The 19,019-nt window shown below is 64.1% G+C and carries 15 protein-coding genes and 1 pseudogene; 3 read left to right on the top strand and 13 right to left on the bottom strand.

All coding sequences use genetic code 11. The features are described from left to right. The first annotated feature begins 79 nt into the window (after window positions 1-79). Window positions 80-1,312 (top strand): hypothetical protein, encoded by a 1,233-nt coding sequence (locus C0606_01275; GenBank protein PLX39201.1) that lies wholly within the window; start codon window positions 80-82, stop codon window positions 1,310-1,312. Here C0606_01275 and C0606_01270 read toward each other — a convergent pair. From C0606_01270 to C0606_01245, 6 genes are all read right to left on the bottom strand, one after another. After that, entirely contained in the window at window positions 1,275-2,639 is a 1,365-nt protein-coding gene (locus C0606_01270) for a glutamate--tRNA ligase (GenBank protein ID PLX39200.1), read from the bottom strand. The two genes, C0606_01275 and C0606_01270, sit on opposite strands and share 38 nt — an antisense overlap. Beyond that, complete coding sequence (locus C0606_01265; GenBank protein ID PLX39199.1) at window positions 2,636-4,324, bottom strand: NAD+ synthase; 1,689 nt, start codon at window positions 4,322-4,324, stop codon at window positions 2,636-2,638. The genes C0606_01270 and C0606_01265 overlap by 4 nt, the downstream gene beginning before the upstream one ends. A gap of 229 nt (window positions 4,325-4,553) precedes the next feature. Then, complete coding sequence (locus tag C0606_01260) at window positions 4,554-5,360, bottom strand: dioxygenase (protein ID PLX39198.1); 807 nt, start codon at window positions 5,358-5,360, stop codon at window positions 4,554-4,556. A 91-nt stretch (window positions 5,361-5,451) separates the two neighbouring features. Further along, the gene (locus C0606_01255; protein PLX39197.1) at window positions 5,452-5,874 is read right to left on the bottom strand and encodes an aldehyde-activating protein; all 423 of its coding nucleotides are present in this window, start codon (window positions 5,872-5,874) and stop codon (window positions 5,452-5,454) included. A 147-nt stretch (window positions 5,875-6,021) separates the two neighbouring features. After that, window positions 6,022-7,410: a 3-deoxy-7-phosphoheptulonate synthase class II gene (locus C0606_01250; GenBank protein PLX39196.1), complete on the bottom strand. Its 1,389-nt coding sequence runs from the start codon at window positions 7,408-7,410 to the stop codon at window positions 6,022-6,024. 462 nt (window positions 7,411-7,872) lie between these two features. Beyond that, window positions 7,873-8,934, bottom strand: a complete 1,062-nt coding sequence (locus C0606_01245) for a cytochrome C peroxidase (protein ID PLX39195.1) — start codon at window positions 8,932-8,934, stop codon at window positions 7,873-7,875. Window positions 8,935-9,271: 337 nt separating this feature from the next. Here C0606_01245 and C0606_01240 point away from each other — a divergent pair, with 337 nt between their 5' ends. Continuing rightward, the gene (locus C0606_01240) at window positions 9,272-10,414 is read left to right on the top strand and encodes a carboxylate-amine ligase (protein ID PLX39194.1); all 1,143 of its coding nucleotides are present in this window, start codon (window positions 9,272-9,274) and stop codon (window positions 10,412-10,414) included. A 33-nt stretch (window positions 10,415-10,447) separates the two neighbouring features. On the opposite strand, the gene C0606_01235 is transcribed toward C0606_01240, so the two are convergent. From C0606_01235 to C0606_01225, 3 genes are all read right to left on the bottom strand, one after another. After that, entirely contained in the window at window positions 10,448-11,593 is a 1,146-nt protein-coding gene (locus tag C0606_01235) for a hypothetical protein (GenBank protein ID PLX39193.1), read from the bottom strand. A 110-nt stretch (window positions 11,594-11,703) separates the two neighbouring features. Next, on the bottom strand, window positions 11,704-12,159 hold the full coding sequence (locus tag C0606_01230) for a cysteine methyltransferase (GenBank protein ID PLX39192.1): 456 nt from the start codon (window positions 12,157-12,159) through the stop codon (window positions 11,704-11,706). After that, window positions 12,156-13,337 carry an aminotransferase gene (locus C0606_01225; GenBank protein ID PLX39191.1) on the bottom strand — a complete coding sequence of 394 codons (1,182 nt, stop codon included), beginning with the start codon at window positions 13,335-13,337 and terminating at the stop codon, window positions 12,156-12,158. Before C0606_01225 ends, C0606_01230 begins: the two co-directional genes overlap by 4 nt. Before the next feature lie 87 nt (window positions 13,338-13,424). On the opposite strand from C0606_01225, the gene C0606_01220 reads away from it, so the two are divergent. Beyond that, a complete protein-coding gene (locus C0606_01220) occupies window positions 13,425-14,015 on the top strand; it encodes a gamma-glutamylcyclotransferase (GenBank protein ID PLX39190.1) in 591 nt (196 codons plus the stop codon). A gap of 591 nt (window positions 14,016-14,606) precedes the next feature. Here C0606_01220 and gor read toward each other — a convergent pair. From gor to gabD, 4 genes and pseudogenes are all read right to left on the bottom strand, one after another. Beyond that, window positions 14,607-15,980 (bottom strand): annotated as a pseudogene (gene gor, locus C0606_01215) (glutathione-disulfide reductase). Window positions 15,981-16,080: 100 nt separating this feature from the next. Next, window positions 16,081-16,590, bottom strand: a complete 510-nt coding sequence (locus C0606_01210) for a hypothetical protein (protein ID PLX39189.1) — start codon at window positions 16,588-16,590, stop codon at window positions 16,081-16,083. Window positions 16,591-16,622: 32 nt separating this feature from the next. Further along, window positions 16,623-17,315 carry a ribose 5-phosphate isomerase A gene (locus tag C0606_01205; GenBank protein PLX39188.1) on the bottom strand — a complete coding sequence of 231 codons (693 nt, stop codon included), beginning with the start codon at window positions 17,313-17,315 and terminating at the stop codon, window positions 16,623-16,625. A gap of 123 nt (window positions 17,316-17,438) precedes the next feature. Then, entirely contained in the window at window positions 17,439-18,887 is a 1,449-nt protein-coding gene (gene gabD / locus C0606_01200) for a succinate-semialdehyde dehydrogenase (NADP(+)) (GenBank protein ID PLX39639.1), read from the bottom strand. Window positions 18,888-19,019 lie beyond the last annotated feature (132 nt).

The raw sequence follows: 19,019 nt of genomic DNA, 5'->3' as shown, positions 1-19,019 counted from the left end.
CGGCGCGTTTATGCCGTTTCGGGGACATTTCGCATGACGCATGCCCACATGTAGTGCGTATTGGGGTTAGGCCGCAGTCATGAGTTCACGGCGCGCCATTTCGGCGACAGCGGGTGCAGTCTTTGCAGCAGCGTTGATCGCGCTTGCAGGGATCGGCGAAGCAACCGCGCAGAGCGCGTCTTGTGCGCGGCTCGAGGCAGAGCTTGCCCGGGCGCATCAGGGCGGCAACGCGGGGAATGCCGCAAAACGGCAGAAGTGGTCGCGCGCATCGCGCCAGCAGGACGCGGCGCTGAAGAAAACCCAGTCCTATGCCCATCGCCAGGGATGTTCGGGGGCCAAGCGCGGCACGCCGCTGTGTCAGGGCCTGACCAAGAAGATCGGCCGCATGCAGGCCAATCTGCGCAAGCTGAATGCCGGCGTGCGGAAGTTCTCCGGCGGCGGAAGTAGCAACACCAGCAAAATCCGCTCGATCAAAGCCCGCATGCGCCGGATGCGCTGCGGCGAGCAGGTCCGTGTCCGCGAAGCGCGCTATGAAGCACGCAGCGAACGCCGGTCGAACGGCCTGTTCGGCATGCTGTTCCGCGACCGGCCGCGCGATCGTTCGATGGCGGAATACCGGCGTTACGATTTCCATGACGGTCGCCGCGACAGCTACCGAGACGAACGCGCACTGCCGACAAGCGCCCGCCAGGAATGGCCCGATGACCGCGCTTATGACGACGGCGGGTTCAGTGACGACGTCAACGTCTACGGCAGCACGTTCCGCACTTTGTGCGTGCGCACCTGCGACGGTTACTATTTCCCGATCAGCTTCTCGACCGGCAAACGGAACTTCTATCGCGACAAGCTGGTCTGCCAGAAGATGTGCCCGGACGCCGAGGTCGAACTCTTCGTGCACCGCAATCCGGGCGAGGAATCCGAAGACATGACCACCGTCTCGGGCGTGCCCTACGCCGAGAAGGACTACGCCTTCGCTTACCGTCAGGCGTTCAACTCGTCGTGCAGCTGCGGTCGGGTGACGCCGTCGATGACGCCGATCAGCACCAGCGGCCTCACCTCACCGGTTACGGTGGCTGGCGAAACCGCGCTGCTGAGCGACGACGATGCGCTAAAGTCGGGCACGATCCGGGTCAAGCTGCCGGTGCCTGAAGACAAGCCCGCGCTTGGCGAAGATCCTGACACTCTGGCCAATCTGCGCGGCCAGTTCATGCCGCTTGCGACCGCCAACCCGTCGAGCCTCATCGCCAGCGCCGCCAAGCCGAGCGAACGCAAGGTCAGACGAGTCGGGCCAGCGTTCTTTCCCGCCCAATAAACGGCAGCAGCAGCGCCAGTTCCGGGCCGGCATCGCGGCCGGTCAGCGCCTGACGCAGAGGCAGGAACAGCTCCCTGCCCTTGCGGCCGGTCTTCTCCCGCACAGCCTTGGTCCAGACCTTCCAGGTCTCATTGCCCCATGGCTCGTCCGGCAGCGTCTCGCGGGCGGCTGCGAGGAAGTCGCCATCGCGCTCGGCCGATGACGCAGGAACGGCATCGCCGGTGGCAATCGCCCACCAGTCGGCGGCTTCGGCGAAGGTTGCGAGATTGCCGCGCACGGCAAGCCAGAACGCTTCTCCGCCACCGACGCCGAGTTTTGCCAGCCGAGTGGCCGCTTCCTCGAAATCCGTTTCGTGCAGCAGGCGCGCATTGAGCCCGACAAGATCGTGCGGATCGAAGCGCGCCGGCGCCTTCGAAACGCCTGCAAGATCGAAATGCTCGGTCAGGTCTTCGAGCGATCGATAGGCGTGAACGGCCTCCGAGGTGCCGATCAGCACGGCGAGCGAGGCGACTGCCATCGGCTCATACCCTTCATCACGCAATGAGCGGATCGAGAGCGAGCCGACCCGCTTCGAGAGCCCCTCACCACTCGCCGTGGTCAGCAGATTGTGATGCGCGAAATGGGCGGGTTCGGCACCGAGTGCCTTGAACAGCGCGATCTGTACCGCCGTGTTGGTGACATGATCGTCGCCGCGCACGACGTGGTTCACGCCCATATCGATGTCGTCGACGACCGACGGCAGCGTGTAAAGGTAGCTGCCGTCCTCGCGCACGAGAACCGGATCGGAGAGCGAGCCGATATCGACGCTCTGCTCGCCGCGACACAGATCCGTCCAGGTAACGTCGGTGCGGCGGATCGCTTTCGGGTCGCTGTCGAAATTTGGCAGCAGGAAGCGCCAGTGCGGTTTGCGGCCTTCGGCCTCGAAGGCGGCACGCTCTTCGTCGCTCAGCAACAGGGCTGCACGGTCATAGACCGGCGGCAAACCGCGAGCGCGCTGCAGACGGCGGCGGCGCTCCAGCTCGTCGGCGGTCTCGTAGCAGGGATAGAGCAGACCGCGCGATTTCAGGTCCTCGGCAACGGCGTCGTAGCTCTCGATGCGCGCCGATTGGCGCTCGACACGGTCGGGCACAATGCCGAGCCAGCCGAGATCCTCGGCAATCGCGTCGGCATACTCAGTCCGAGAGCGCTCGGTGTCGGTATCGTCGAAGCGCAGGATGAACTGCCCGCCGGTTTTCTTGGCCAGCAAGTCGTTGAACAGCGCGGTGCGCGCATTGCCGATATGGATGTAGCCGGTCGGCGACGGCGCGAAGCGGACGGTCGCACTCATTTCGCTGCCCCTGCGGGATCGCGATAGCGGTTGGTGATCGGATAGCGCCGGTCGCGGTCGAAATTCTTGCGGGTGATCTTCACGCCGGGTGCCGCCTGCCGTCGCTTGTATTCGGCGATATAGAGCAGATGCTCGACGCGCTTGACGATGGCCTGATCGTGGCCGCGCGCAACGATCTGGGCGACGCTTTCCTCGTTCTCGACGAGGCCCTGCAGGATGTCGTCGAGCACGTCATAGGGCGGCAGCGAGTCCTGATCGGTCTGGTTTTCGCGCAGCTCCGCGGTCGGCGCCTTGGTGATGATGTTCGCCGGGATCACCTCGCCTGCGGGCCCGAGAACCCCGCTCGGCAGATGGTCGTTACGCCAGGCCGCGAGCCGGTAGACCTCGGTCTTGTAGAGATCCTTGATCGGATTGTAGCCGCCGTTCATGTCGCCATAGAGCGTCGCATAGCCGACCGATACTTCCGACTTGTTGCCGGTGGTCACGACCATGTCGCCGAACTTGTTGGAGATCGCCATCAGGATCGTGCCGCGCGCACGCGATTGCAGGTTTTCCTCCGTCACGTCGCGTTCGCGGCCCTCGAACAGGCCGGCCAACACGTGCTCGAAACCCTCGACCGGATCGACAATCGGCACGATGTCGTAGCGCACGCCGAGCGCCTCGGCGCAGAGCGCGGCGTCCGACAGGCTTTCCTCCGACGTATAGCGGTAGGGCAGCATCACGCAGTGGACCTTGTCGGGTCCAAGCGCGTCAACGGCGATCGCCGCGCAGATTGCCGAGTCGATGCCGCCCGACAGGCCGAGCACGACGCCGGGGAAGCGGTTCTTGTTGACGTAGTCGCGCAGGCCCAACACGCAGGCCTGCCAGTCGGCGTCGGAGCGTTCACGCGCGGGGACCATCGGCCCCTCGCTGCAATGCCAGACGCCATTCTCACCGCGCTGCCAGACGGTCAGGGCGATCGCTTCCTCGAAGTCGGCCATCTGCAAGGCGAGCGTACGGTCGGCAGCAAGGCCGAAGGAACCGCCGTCGAAGATCAGCTCGTCCTGACCGCCGATCTGATTGGCATAGACCAGCGGCAGACCGGTCTCGACGACGCGCGCGATCATCACCTGCAGGCGCAGATCGGCCTTGTCGTGCCAATAGGGCGAGCCGTTCGGCACCAGCAGGAGCTCGGCGCCGGTCTCGGCAAGGCATTCGCAGACGTCCTCGACCCAGGCATCTTCGCAGATCGGCAGGCCGAGACGAATGCCACGGAAATCGGCGGGTCCGGGCAGCGGACCGGGCGCGAAGACGCGCTTTTCGTCGAACGGGCCGTAATTCGGCAGCTCGACCTTGTGGCGCATGGCGGTGATCCTGCCGCCGTCGGCAAGCGCCACCGAATTGTGCAGCTTGCCGCTCTCCGTCCACGGCGTGCCGAGGATGATGCCGGGGCCGCCGTCTGCGGTCTCGGCCGCCAGCGTCTCTACCGCCTCGCGACAGGCCGCAACGAAGGACGGTTTCAGCACCAGATCCTCCGGAGGGTAGCCGGCGATGAAGAGTTCGGGGAACAGCACCAGATCGGCGCCAAGCGCCACCGCGTCGCGACGAGCAGCGCGCACCTTTTCCGCGTTGCCGGCGATGTCGCCGACGATCGGATTGAGCTGGGCAACGGCCAGCCGCAAAGTATCGAGAGGAGCGTTGGTCATAGTCGCCGGTTTAACCGACCGCACGGTGACCCGCAATCGCCGAGATGCATGGCGCTCATGCCGCGCATCCCCGCGGGGTTAGTCCGACCGCTTCACAAACTGATTCAACGTCTTCACATGCAGATTCAACGACCGGGCGCGCAAACGCGCTCGCCGGGCCCGAATTCACGAGTCCGGCGAGTCGTTTAGGCGGTGATGTTGAGGAAGTGATTCCGGCGAGATCGCGCGGTTATGCGGCGCTTTTCTCGAACGCGTAGGCGTCCATGCGCAGCGCACCGTGCTGACCGGATTCGTGCAGCAACTTGCCGCGTGCGCCCTCGCCCGCCGCGCCGAGCGCGACGAAGAGCGGCAGCAGGTGCTCGTCGGTCGGGTGGTTGCGCACACCGTGCGGCGCCTTTGCGCGGTAGTCGAGCAGCGCGTCGACGTCGCCCGCCGCAACCTTGTCGGCGATCCAGTCGGCGAACTCGGCGACCCAGGGGAAGACCCCGTTCGTGCCAGCCTCCTCCGGCACCTCGCGGACCATCTCACGCAGATTGTGCGTGATGGAACCGGTGGCGAAAATCAGGATGCCTTCGTCCTTCAAACCGGCCAGTGCCTGACCGAGGCGGTAATGGTGCGCCGGGTCGAGGTCGGGCTGGATCGAGAGCTGGACGACCGGGATATCGGCCTTGGGATGGCTGACGACGAGCGGCACCCAGGTGCCGTGATCGTAGCCGCGCTTTTCGGTGATCGCAGGCTTGAGGCCGACCTCGTGCAGATGCAGCGCGATCTGCTCGGCGAGGTCCTTGTCGCCGGGCGCCGGATAGACGATCTCGTAGAGCGGCCGCGGGAAGCCGTAAAAATCGTAGATCATCTCCGGTTCCGGGTCGGTGACGACGACCGGGCGGTCGGTCTCGAAATGGGCCGAGATTGACAGGATGGCGCGCGGGCGCGGCAGGTCCGCGCCCCAATCGGCGAGGAACTGGCGGGCGGCCGACTGGCCGAGCAGCAGCGCGGGCGAGCCGTGCGAAATGAAAACCGGTGCAAAAGACGTCATGTGTCATCTCCTTCGTTGACCGGAATGTATGCGAGGCACGGCGCGGCGAAAGACGCCTTTCCAGAAACAGATTGTTCAACAGAGCTTGCCGTCAGCGCGCGGAGAACTGCGGAAGGTCGTCTTCAATGTCGTAATAGTCGCCTTTTTCCGACACATGGATGTGTGCCGACAGGCGCAGGCCGGTCGGTTCATCCATCGACCCGGCCATCAGCGAGAGCACGTCTCCGCCGACCGGTTCCCAGAACATCAGGCTGCCGCATTTGCGGCAGAAGCCGCGCCGGGCGGCGTCGGTGGCCTGATACCAGGTGATGTTTTTCAGGCCGTCGATGTCGATTGCGACGCGCGGTGCCTGGGTCGCGGCAACGAAATGGCCTGACTGTCGGCGGCACGAACGGCAATGGCAGCCGATCACCGGGCGCAGCGGCCCGACAACGGAATAGCGAACCGAACCGCACAGGCATTGCCCGGTATGGCGGTCGTCGTCGCCGGTTTGGTTCTGGAAGGATGTCGACATGCTGCACTCCCCTGCCCCGATGGGATCAGCAAACGATAGCCGTAAAGAGCCCCCGAGCGGAATCCCCGCACGTCTCCGGGCAAAGAAAAACCGCGCCGGAAGTCCCGGCGCGGTTTCTGATGTCAGGCCTAAAGGGCGCGACGTTGCTTAGAGGCTACCGCCGGCGACCACCTTGTTCGGGTGCTCGTCGCGTTCCTTCTTGAGGTTCTCGGCAATCAGGAACGACAGCTCGAGCGCCTGATCGGCGTTGAGCCGCGGATCGCAATGCGTGTGATACCGCGCCGACAGGTCGTCCTCGGAAATCGCCTTGGCGCCGCCGGTGCACTCGGTGACGTTTGAGCCGGTCATTTCGATGTGGATGCCGCCGGGATGGCTGCCCTCGGCGCGGTGCACCTCGAAGAAGCCCTGCACTTCCTTCAGAACGCGATCGAACGGCCTTGTCTTGAAGCCGGTCGCGGCCTTGACCGTGTTGCCGTGCATGGGATCGCAGGACCACACGACCTTGCGACCTTCGCGCTCGACGGCACGAACGAGGCGCGGCAGGTATTCATGAATCTTCTCGGCGCCGAAACGGCTGATGAGCGTCATCCGGCCGGCTTCGTTGTTCGGATTCAGAATGTCGAGCAGGCGCAGCAGTTCATCCGGTTCGAGGCTCGGACCGCACTTCATGCCGAGCGGGTTCTTCACGCCGCGGCAGAACTCGATATGGGCATGATCCGGCTGGCGGGTGCGGTCGCCGATCCACAGCATGTGGCCGGAGGTGGCGTACCAGTCGCCCGAGGTCGAGTCGATGCGCGTCAGCGCCTCTTCGTAGCCGAGAAGCAGGGCTTCATGGCTGGTGTAGAGGTCGGTCGAACGCAGCTGCGGCGTGGTGTCGGGCTCGACACCGCAGGCCCGCATGAAGGCCAGCGTCTCGGAAATGCGGTCGGCGATCTCCTGATAGCGGTGGCTCTGCGGGCTGTCCTTGACGAAGCCGAGCGTCCACTGGTGGACGTGGTCGAGGTTGGCGTAACCGCCCTGCGCGAAGGCGCGCAACAGGTTCAACGTCGCCGCGGACTGGCGATATGCCATCTCCATGCGCTCGGGATTGGGCGCGCGGGAGGACTCGTCGAAGCCGATTTCGTTGATGATGTCGCCTCGGTAGCTCGGCAGCTTGAGGTCGCCGCTGACTTCCCAGTCGGATGAACGCGGCTTGGCGAACTGGCCGGCGATGCGACCGATCTTGACGACCGGCGAGGCCGCCGCATAGGTCAACACGACCGCCATCTGCAAAAAGACGCGGAAAAAGTCGCGGATCGTATCCGCGTGGTGTTCGGCAAAGCTCTCGGCGCAGTCGCCGCCCTGGAGAACGAAACCGCGACCGTTCGCGACCTCGGCCAGAGCCTTCTTCAACTTGCGCGCCTCACCGGCAAACACCAGCGGCGGATACGACGTGAGACGTTGTTCGACATCCCGTACCGCGTCTGCGTCGGGGTATGCGGGAACTTGAACGACCGGCTTGGAACGCCAGCTGTTCGGGGACCATTGCTCCGTCATAACTCTTCCGTCACTCTTTCCGTCTGCGTTTCCGCTTTTCGTGCGCAACCGTCACACATCAGGGAAAACGCTCTTCCCCGCCGTCTCCGGCAGGCTCTTCCCTTCAAGCCGTTGCGTTGATGGGATCGATTGCCCGCACCATGCGGGCGGCAAGGCCGAACGCCCGTCTTCGACGGTGATGCGGCTCTGCGCGCGCGGGTTATACACGCCTGCGACAGAAATGACCACTCCTGCGAAGGAATAGCAACAAAACCGCCACGTGCCGGCAGGGCGCGGTCGGATGCTCGCCATGCAAACCCGGTCGCGACACGAAAAAACCTGCAGGCGGGAGGCCGCCTGCAGGTCTTGTCTGGCTTCCGGGCCGTCTCCAACGATGGCTCTCGATTTCGGGGCGGACCCCGGAGCAGCCCGGAAGATCAAGCCCCTCAGGCGGCGACCGCCTGAGGGAATATTCGACGCGGCTTATTGCGCGACCATGGCTTCCGGCTTCGGGGTTGTGCTGGTTTCGACCGGAAGGATCGGATAGGTCACCGTCGGCTGTTCGCCGGTCAGCGTCTTCAGGAACGCGGTGATGGCCTTGACTTCCTCGCCGGTGAGCTCTTCGCCGAGCTGGCTGGTGCCCATGATGGCCACGGCCTGCTCGAGATCCCACACCATGCCGGAGTGGAAGTACGGAGCGGTCAGCTCGATGTTGCGCAGCGGGCCTGCACGGAAGACGTATTCCTCGTCCGCCGTCTGGGTCACCGCGAAGCGGCCCTTGTCGTTCGCCGGCAGGATTTCGGCACCCGGCTTCTCGACGACGCCGAACGGATAGTAGCCGTCGCCACCGATGTTGATGCCGTTGTGGCAGGACGCGCAGCCCTTATCCATGAACAGCTTCAGGCCGGCTTTTTCTTCACCGGTCATCACGGCCATGTTGCCTTCGAGGAACTGGTCGAAGCGCGAGGCCGGCGTGATGAGGGTGGCTTCGAACGCTTCGATGGCCTTCGCCATGTTGTCGAAGTTCACGGGCTTTTCTTCACCCGGGAACGCCTTGGTGAAGCGTTCGACATATTCAGGAAGGCTCGAAAGGGTCTCTTCGACGCGAGCCGGGGTCGACGCCATTTCGACGCCAGCCTGGACCGGACCCTTGGCCTGGGCCTTCAGGTCTTCGGCGCGGCCATCCCAGAACTGGGCGGTGTTGAAGACAGCGTTGAGAACGGTCGGCGCGTTGCGCGGGCCCTTCTGCCAGCCGTGACCGATCGACGTTTCGAGATTGTCGTCACCACCCATGCCGAGATTGTGGCAGGTGTTGCACGAGATCAAAGCCGAAGCGGAAAGGCGCGGATCGAAGAAAAGCATCTTTCCAAGTTCGACTTTTTCGCCGGTCACTGCGTTATCTTTTACGGCAGGTACGACTGACGGGATGGATTTGAAGATCTCCTTTGCTTCAGCGAGCAAGGCATCGTCTGCATGGGCAAACGAGGTGGCAGCCAGAAGCGCGCCGGCAAAGGCCACGCACAAACCCGTTACTTTTCGGGACATTAGGAACTCCCCTGGTTTCGTAGCGTTGTCGATAACACTACGAAATTTATCCCGACGTTCACTTTGTCGCATTGCGCTCCCGCATTGACTCTTTAGAATACTTCAAAGAAAGGTTCCAATCTATGCCGAGCGCATTTTCATGCGAGCGGCATTTTTGGTTTTCTAAATTCCGCTTTTTTGCCGTCTAACTTTCGTTATGGCCTTATCCGGCTGGCTTCACGGGCGTTTTCACGCCACTTTCAATCCCATAGAAGAACCGGACAGATCGGCGACAAACCGCCGTTTTTCGCCAAAAAACGGTATGGTCCTCGCGCGAATGTTGAGGCACGATGCGAGCATGAGCGCGAACGAACCCAGTTTCACAATCGGCATCGAAGAGGAGTATCTCCTCGTCGACAAGGAAAGCCGCGATCTCGCCAGCGATCCTCCGCCGGGCTTGATGGAGGCCTGTCAGGCCGCCCTGCCGCCCGGCTCGGTCAGCCCGGAATTCCTGCGTTGTCAGATCGAGATCGGGACACCTGTTTGTCCGACAATTGCCGATGCGCGCCAGGAGCTCTCCCGCCTGCGCAAGACGATTGCGGAAAAGGCCGCGGAATATGGATTGGCGCCGATTGCCGCGTCGACTCACCCGTTTGCCGAATGGGACCAGCAGCCGCATACCGACAAGGACCGCTACAACGAGCTGGCCGAATCGATGCAGGTGGTCGTTCGCCGCTTGCTGATCTGCGGCATGCACGTTCATGTCGCGGTCGAGGATGAGGCGCTTCGCTTCGACCTGTTCAACCAGCTCACCTATTTCCTGCCGCACCTTTTGGCGCTGTCTACGTCCTCGCCGTTCTGGCGCGGCCGGAAATCGGGGCTGAAGTCCTACCGTCTGTCGGTGTTCAACGAATTGCCGCGCACGGGCCTGCCGCAGAGCTTCGACAGCCCGGGCGAATACCGGCGCACCATCGATGTCCTCGTGAAAGCCGGCCTGATCGAGGACGGCACCAAGATCTGGTGGGACCTGCGCCCCTCGGCGCGCTTTCCGACGCTTGAGATGCGCGTCACCGACGTCTGCACCCGACTGAACGACGCCATCGCCATTGCCGCGCTGTTTCGCTGCATCACCCGCATGTTGTGGCGGCTGCGCCACTCGAACCTGCGCTGGCGGCAATATTCGCCGTTCCTTGTTTCGCAGAATCGCTGGCTGGCGCAGCGCGAGGGCGTGTCCGGCGGCATGGTCGATTTCGGCCGTGGCGAGCGGGTGCCCTATCACGAACTCGTCGAGGAACTGCTCGAACTCATCCGCCCGGACGCGGAGCATTTCGGGTGCCTGGCCGCCGTTGAACACGCTCGCGAGATCGCGGCGAACGGAACATCGGCGGACCGGCAGCTCGCGGTCTACGACGCGGCAATCGCAAACGGCGCGGACAATGATGCCGCGCTCAGGACCGTCGTCGACCACCTGATCAACGAAACGCTCGCGGATTGCGTCTGACGTCGTCGGGCTCGACCCGTTTGGCTCAACCGATCACTGAAGGCGCGGCAGGATTGGTCCGCTGACAGTCGGCCGCCCGATCAGTTGCGGCAGATATCTGTTCAGCAGAATGACAACCGGCACGGTGAGCGCCAGACTCACTGCCGTTGCTGCTGCAAAGAAGAACGCTACGGAAACGCCGCTCCGCGGAAGCGAGGCCGTGAACCATGCGGCCAGCGGCCCGTTGATATGGTGGTAGAAAACGCCGTTTAGGCAGAACAGGGTCAGCGCATTCGCGCCCATATAGGTGATCCATCGATACGGCGGCAACGCGCGGGCGAGGCAGAGTACCGCCAGCGAGCCGATAACCGCCGTGATCGGGAACCACAGCGCATCGCCATGGGCAGCGACCAGAATGACAACCGCGTCGATGTTCAACCGGAACGGCCCTTCATTGAGGCCGTAGGTCGCGGCAACGATTGCGAACCCTGCGACGGCGAAACCCGCATAGAGCCAGCGGCTCCCCTCACCCGTAGCGAAGACCCCGCGCCGGCGCAGCATCACGCCGAGCACGTAGAAGGCGTACATCGTCACCGCCTCGTTGAGGAACCACCAGTTCCAGCGAAACGGATCCATCAGACGAACGAAGTCGAACTCCCGGTTGGCGACGAATCCGACCGCATAGAAGACGACAATGGCCGCGACGATGCGCATGTCCGATCCGCGCAGGAAGCGGAAGAAGATGAAGTGAAGCACCTCCACCGAGACCAGGCACATCAGGAACCAGGTCGGTACGTTGAAGATCGGCAGGTTGAGAAGGCTGCTGATCGCCGCGCCGAGATAGTGTTCCGCGCTGTCGAGCGGAAATGGCGGGAAATCGCGCGGCGCGATGAACGACAGCACCACGAGCAGCAAATTGAAGAAAATCAGCGGCACGATGCGCGAGGTCAGCCGTGTTTTGAGGAACCGCCCGAGCGATTGCTCTGCCGCCCAATCCTTGGCGATGAAGCCGGAAAGGACGAAGAACAACGGCATGTGGAAGGAATAGATGAACTTGTACTGCGCGGCCGCCGCGGCGTTTCCGAGATACATCGCCCGCTCGACCAGATGGCCGTGATAAACGAGAAAAATCCCGAGAAGTCGGGCGATATCGACAACGGCAAGGCGGGAACCGTTGGCGGCGGGGGCAGCTTGGGACATGGCACCGGAGTCGGCTGGAGGAACGACGTTTCGAGCCTACGCCCGCTATCCGGTCGCCGCCAGATGGAACGGGCGGAGGCCGCCATGCACACACAACATGGCCCCACCCGCTAAAGCAAAAGCGAATAAGCGCCTTCGAGCTTCAGCAGTTTGATCTTCATCTCGACGCCGCCGGCGCCAGAGAAACCGCCGATACCGTTGGTGCCGACGACCCGGTGGCAGGGAATGATGACGGGGATGGGATTGGCGCCGCAGGCCTGACCGACCGGCTGCGCCGGGCTGCCGAGGTCTTTGGCGATATCGCCATAGCTGCGCGTCTCGCCAAAGGGAATCGCCTGCATGGCGCGGTAGACTTGCTGCTGGAAGTCGCTGCCGGCGGGTGCGAGCGGCAGATCGAATGTCTCACGCGTGCCGGCGAAATACTCTTCGAGCTGACGAAGCCCTTCTTCAAGCACTTCGGTTCTCTCGCCCTCGTCCTCTGCCTGCCACAGAAGGCGAATGATGACGCCCCCCTCCTCCACGAGACCCAGCCGCCCGATCGGCGTATCCACGGCGGCGATGTTCACGACGCGTCACCCCGCACGGCGCGGCAGAAATCGGCGATTTCCTCATCCGTGTTGTAGTAGTGCACGGACGCCCGCACGAGCGCCTCGAAGCCGCGACGCGGCAGGTCGAGGCGCGACGACGATGCCTTCGTATGGGTGACGTTGATGCCTTTCGCGCCCAGCCGCTGCCGCGTCGCGAGCGGTTCTTCGCCCTCCTTGATGAAAGTGACGATGCCGCATTTTTCCGAGCCGAGATCATGCACCGAAACGCCCGGCAGGTCCGACAGCTCGGCGCGCAGGGTTGCGCCGAGATGCTTGACCCGCTGCTCGATGGTCTTGGTCCCGAGCGCCAGAGCGTAGCGCATGGCAACTGCGAGGCCGATCTGACCGGCGAAATAGCGTTCCCAGTTCTCGAACCGGCGTGCATCGGGCTTCAGCCGATAGGTATCAGCGTCGATCCAGTCGGCGGCCTCCAGATCGATGAAGGGCGGCTCCAGTTCGGCGAGCACGTCGCGCTTCACCCACAGAAAACCGGTGCCGCGCGGCCCGCGCAGATATTTGCGGCCGGTGGCCGACAGCATGGAGCAGCCGATCTCGCCGACATCGATATCGAGCTGGCCGACCGCCTGGCAGGCGTCCAGCAGATAGAGAATTCCGTGCCGGCGCGCGACCGCGCCGATCTCGGCGGCCGGATTGACCAGCCCCCCTTGCGTCGGCACATGCGTAATGGCGATCAGCTTGGTACGCGGCGTGATCATCGCCTCGAGCGAGGTGACGTCGGTGGCGCCGTCGGGTCCGTCCGGCACCACGTCGATCTCGACACCGACCCGCTTCTTCATCTGCAGGAAGGCAACGTAGTTCGAGACGTATTCCGCATGGCAGGTGAGGATCCGGTCGCCGGGCTTGAACGGGATCGCGTAGAACGCCATGTCCCAGGCGCGGGTGGCGTTTTCGATATAGGCGATCTCGTCAGGCGCACCGCCGATCAGCTCGGCGGCAGCGGCGTAGAAATCGGCGAGCGTGTCCTTAGCTTCGGCCGCTGCCTCATAGCCGCCAATAGCCGCCTCGCGGTCGATATGGGATTTGACCGCATCGACGACCGCGCACGGCGGCAGCGCCGAGCCCGCATTGTTGAAATGCAGCACATTCGCGCAGCCGAGTGTCTCGGCGCGCAGTGCGTCCAGGTTCCATTCGCTCATGAGCCGGCCCTCTTTGCCGGAAGGTTAGCGGCGGGCGGCAAAAGCGTCTATGAATTTGCCTGCGAGACCGAACAACAAGAGTGACAAATGACGGAAACGATTGCGGTATTCGGATACGGATCGCTGGTGACGCAGGCAACTCTGCCGGCCGGTACGCGCTCGATTGCCGGGCGACTCAGCGGGGTACGGCGCGCCTGGCGCATTGCCGGCGAGACGCCGATCGGGAGGACCTGCGGGCTGACCGTCCAGCCCTGTCCCCGCACGACGCTGCGCGGTGTCGTCGTGCTCTACCCCGTCTCCGAACTGCCGGAGCTCGACAAGCGCGAATGGCGCTACGATCGACACGCCTTCGACCCAAGCGAGTTCGAACCGGAGTCGGGCGAGAAACTCGGGAACGACATCAGCACAATCGTCTACCGGGTCAAACCGGAGCACGAGCGCTGGGGCGATGCCGAACATCCGATCATCCAGAGCTATGTCGACTGCGTGCTGCGCGGCTACTTCGAGCGCTGGGGCAGCGCCGGCGTACGCCATTTCGTCGAGACCACAGACGGCTGGTCGGCACCGATCCACAACGACCGCGATAACCCGCGCTATCGGCGTGCGGTGCGCATCACGGCGGAAGAGGAAGCGCTGTTCGACACGGCGCTGAAGGACGCCGGCGCGAGCTGGCTGTAACGGAACGCCCTGTTATCCCAGCGTCTTGGTCATGGTGACCATGTCGAGTTCGGTGTCGGCGATGTGGTGATGCCATCCGCCGCGCTCGACTTCCGAGAAGCCACGGCTGGTGAAGAAGCGTAGCGCCCGGCGGTTGCCCGAGAAGACACGCAGGGTCATCTCATCGCAGCCCGCATTGTGGGCGACTTCTTCGGCCACAGTCAGCAGGATCGTACCGATACCGCGCGCCCAGCTGTTCGGCGCCACCCAGATATCGGTCAGCCGGCACGGCTCGTCGGCAAGCGCGGCAAAGGCCACCGGCTCGCCTTCGAACACGGCAACCAGCACCCGGTCGCCGAGTTCTTCGAGCATCTTGTCGAACGGCTTGTTGTCGCGCACATGCTTCCAGGCATTGCCCGGAACATAGGGACCGATAGACGCCTGCCACGAATGCAGGCCGATACGCCCGAGGATTTCGTGGTCGGTATCGCGCGCGGTGCGCACGGCGATGTCGTCGAAGATGCGGCCGGCATGACCAGCCAGCGCGGAGCCGATCGCCTCTCCGATCGCCGGCACTTCCGGCACGACATGGGCGTCGACGTGGGCTTCGGCATCGGCGCGGTGCCGTTCGCTTGGTTCGCGCATGGTGACGAGCTCTTCCGCCGCCGTCGGATGCACCGCGATCGTGGCGTCAAACTGGGCCTTGCTCGCGCCCATCTTGACGGCGATGCCGAGCACCTGCGCCAGCTCGCCGGCGTCGGGGCCCATCATGTGCACGCCGAGCACCTGATCGCTGTCGGCATCGACGAGGATCTTCATGAAGATCTTTTCGTCGCGCCCGGACAGCGTGTGCTTCATCGGGCGGAAGTTGGTCTTGTAGATGTCGACGGCGGCGAACTGGTCACGCGCCTCGTCCTCGGTCAGGCCGACCGTACCGATCTCCGGCTGCGAGAAGACAGCCGTCGGAATGTTGCTGTGGTCGACGGTGACCGGACGACCGCCGAAAATGGTGTCGGCGAAGGCATGGCCTTCACGGATCGCGACCGGCGTCAGATTGACCCGATCGGTGACGTCACCGACGGCATAGATCGACGGCACGTTGGTGCACGACTGGTGGTCGACGATCACCGCGCCGTTGCGGTCGAGTGCCACGCCGGCTTCCTCGAGACCGAGGCCGACCGTGTTCGGGCGGCGGCCGATCGCATACATGATCTGGTCGGCGTCGATGGTACGTCCGCCCTCGGTCCAGCCGACGAGGCCGGCACCCTTTTCCTCGATCGCGACGAAGCGGTCGCCGGTGACGACCTCGATGCCCTTCTTTTCCATCTCGTGGTGGAGATGGGTGCGCAGATCCATGTCGAAGCCGCGCAGGATTTCCTCGCCGCGGTAGAGCAGCGTGGTCTTGGCGCCGAGCCCGGCGAAAATGCCGGCGAACTCGACGGCGATATAACCACCGCCGCAGACAACAACCTTCTCCGGGAACTTATCGAGGTGGAAGGCTTCGTTCGAGGTGATCGCGTGCTCGATGCCCGAAACGGTCGGATCGAGATACGGCGTCGCGCCGGTCGCCACGAGGATCTTGCCCGCGGTGACCGTGCGGTTCTGCGCCAGGAGGCGGACGGTATGCGCGTCGACCACGACGGCGCGGCTCTCGAGGATCTCGACGCCGGCCTTTTCCAGATTGCGGATATAGATGCCGTTGAGGCGATCGATCTCGCGATCCTTGTTGGCGATCAGGGTCGCCCAATCGAAGGACGAGTCACCGACCGTCCAGCCGAAACCGGCCGCGTCCTCGAATTCCTCGGCGAACTTGGAGGCGTAGACGAACAGCTTTTTCGGCACGCAGCCGCGAATGACGCAGGTGCCGCCGACGCGGAATTCCTCGGCAACGGCAACGCGCGCACCATAGCCGGCCGCAATGCGGGCCGCGCGGACACCGCCCGAACCCGCCCCGATGACGAAGAGGTCGTAATCGTAATCAGCCATCGCCCGGCCCTGTCTGCTGTTGCCGATGCCGTCGTCAACCGCTCAGGTGAGCGGCGTGGGGGAGCGAAACCGCCCCCGCACGGCGTTCAGTGCCCTGCCCCTAGAGGCTGTGGCCCTGCTTCTTCAGCTCTTCACGCACCAGCGTGACCATCTCGGTGGCGAGCGCATCACCCCACTGCTTGGCCGCACCGACGGAAAGCGCGATGATTTCCGGCGACATCTTGGCCAGCTTGGTGCCCGTCGGAGAGGCATAGAAGGTGTTGATTTCCTCCAGCTCTTCGATGGTGAAGCGGCGCGCCCAGATTTCCTGGACGATGCGGTCGAGTTCCGGACGGCGGGCGGCCATCTTGATCGCAACGTTGGTGGTGGCTTCCTCGATCTCGCGGGTGATCGCGGGATTGGAGCGAATGAACAGCGACTTGGTCTGCTCGGCCATGACCGGCAGGATCTCGTCGAAGCCTTCGGCGGCGCGGGCGACCTCGATCACCTTCTGGGCGGCGCGCAGGTGCTCCTTGGAGAATTCCTCCTGGGCGCGGGCGTCAACAGCGCCGAAAACCAGAAGCAGCGGCAGAGCGGCGGCGAAAATCCGCGCGATCAGATTCATCGTCATGTGTATCTCCGTTTCGTCGGGCGTAAGACCGCTTACGCCCGCAGGATTTCCGTTCCCTCGGCCCGGGCAACGAACACAAGCGTTGCAAGGCCGATGAAAAGACCGTGTTCAACAACGCCGGGTATCGCCAGAAGGGCTTCGTTCAGCCGTTCTGGATCGGCAATCCGGCGAAAAGATGCATCGAGAATAAAATGTCCGCCATCGGTGACGAAAGCTTCGCCATCAGCCGTGCGGCGCAATTCGACCGGGCCGTCGAGACCGAGCTCGGTTGCCGCGGCGACAATCTTGCGGCGGGTCGATTCAAGACCGAACCGATTGACCTCGATCGGCAGCGGGAACGCGCCGAGTGCGTCGACCACCTTGGCGCCATCGACGATGACCGCCATGCGCTTCGAGGCCGCCGCGACGATCTTCTCGCGCAGCAGCGCGCCGCCACCGCCCTTGACCAGACGCAGCGCACCGTCGACCTCGTCGGCGCCGTCGATGGTCAGGTCGAGTTCCGGCTCCTCATCCAGCGTGGTCAGCGGGATGCCGAGTTCGCCGGCGAGCTTGGCGGTGCGCTCCGATGTCGGCACGCCGATGACCGTCAGGCCGTTCTTCACCTTTTCCGCGAGCAGACGCACGAAGTGTTCGGCGGTCGAGCCGGTGCCGATACCGAGCTTCATGCCGTCGGTCACTTCCTCCAGCGCCGCTGCGGCGGCTGCACGTTTGAGGTCATCGCTCATCGATCGTTTCCTGTCCCCGTCCGGCCCTGTCGCGGGCCGCTGGCGGGTGATTAGCATTTTCGCAGCCTAGGGCCAAGCGCAACGGCATGCCGCAGCGCCCGGCCCATTCGGCATTTCGAGCCGTCAGCCGTTGATGCCGGCCATCAGAAGGTATTTGATCTCGACGAACTCCTCGACGCCATGCGACGAGCCTTCGCGGCCGATGCCGGACTGCTTGATGCCGCCGAACGGCGCCACTTCGGTCGAGATGATGCCGGTGTTGATACCGACCATGCCGTATTCGAGCGCCTCGGCGACACGCCAGACGCGGCCAAGATCGCGGGCATAGAAATAGGCCGCGAGACCGAAGTCGGTGTCGTTGGCGAGGTGAATCACCTCTTCCTCGTCCTTGAAGCGATAGAGCGGCGCCAGCGGGCCGAAGGTCTCCTCGCGGCTGACCATCATTTCCGGCGTGACGTTCTTCAGCACCGTCGGCTCGAAGAAGGTGCCGCCGAGTGCATGGCGGTTGCCGCCGGTGACGATCTCGGCACCCTTCGAGACGGCGTTGGCGATGTGCTCCTCGACCTTCTCGACAGCGGCCTCGTTGATCAGCGGGCCCTGTTCGACGCCCTCGTCGACGCCGGCACCGACCTTCATCGCCTTCACGCGGGCGGCGAGCTTGTCGGCAAAGGCGTCGTAGACGGCGTCCTGCACATAGAGGCGGTTGGCGCAGACGCAGGTCTGGCCCATGTTGCGGTACTTCGAGAGCATCGCACCATCGACGGCGGCGTCGATATCGGCGTCGTCGAAGACGATGAACGGCGCGTTGCCGCCGAGCTCAAGCCCGACCTTCTTGATGCTTTCCGCCGCCTGGCGCATCAGCATGCGGCCAACCTCGGTCGAGCCGGTGAAGGTGATGGCGCGGACGTCCTTGTTCGACGTCATTTCGCCGCCGATCGCCGAAGCCTTGCCGGTGACGATGTTCAGCACGCCGGCCGGGATGCCGGCCCGTTCGGCCAGTTCGATCAGCGCCAGCGCGGTCAGCGGCGTGTCGCCGGCCGGCTTGATGACCGCGGTGCAGCCGGCAGCGAGCGCCGGGCCGACCTTGCGGGTGATCATGGCCGCCGGGAAGTTCCACGGCGTGATCGCGGCGATCACACCGATCGGCTGGCGGATGCAGACGATGCGCGCATCGGCGCGGTGCGAGGGGATCGTCTCGCCATAGATGCGCTTGGCTTCCTCTGCGAAGAATTCGATGAAGGAGGCGGCGTAGTCGACTTCGCCCTTGGCTTCGGCGAGCGGCTTGCCCTGCTCGGTGGTCATGATCAGGCCGATATCATCGCGGTTGGCGATGATCAGGTCGAACCAGCGGCGCATGATGTTGGCGCGTTCCTTGGCGGTCTTGGCGGCCCAGGCCGGGAACGCTGCCTTCGCGGCATCGATGGCCGCGCGCGTCTCGTCGGCGCCGAAAGCCGGCACGCGGGCGATTTCCTTGCCCGTCGCCGGATCGGTAACGCTGGTGACCGGCGTTCCGGTCCAGGCGCCATCGATGTAGCACTGTTCTTTGAGGAGAGTCGGATCAGCGAGCTTCATGGCATCCTCCATGTTCGGACATGCGTTCGCCGCCTCATGGCGGTTCGAATGTCGCTTTTGTTCCTGATGCTCGTTACCACTTCTGTCGGCCGCGTGCCACCGCAGGCGACGGGCGCACGGCGGTCAGACGCG

The organism is Hyphomicrobiales bacterium (genome assembly GCA_002869065.1).
Taxonomy (GTDB): domain Bacteria; phylum Pseudomonadota; class Alphaproteobacteria; order Rhizobiales; family Rhodobiaceae; genus Rhodobium.
This window is presented reverse-complemented; position numbering and strand designations above follow the sequence as displayed.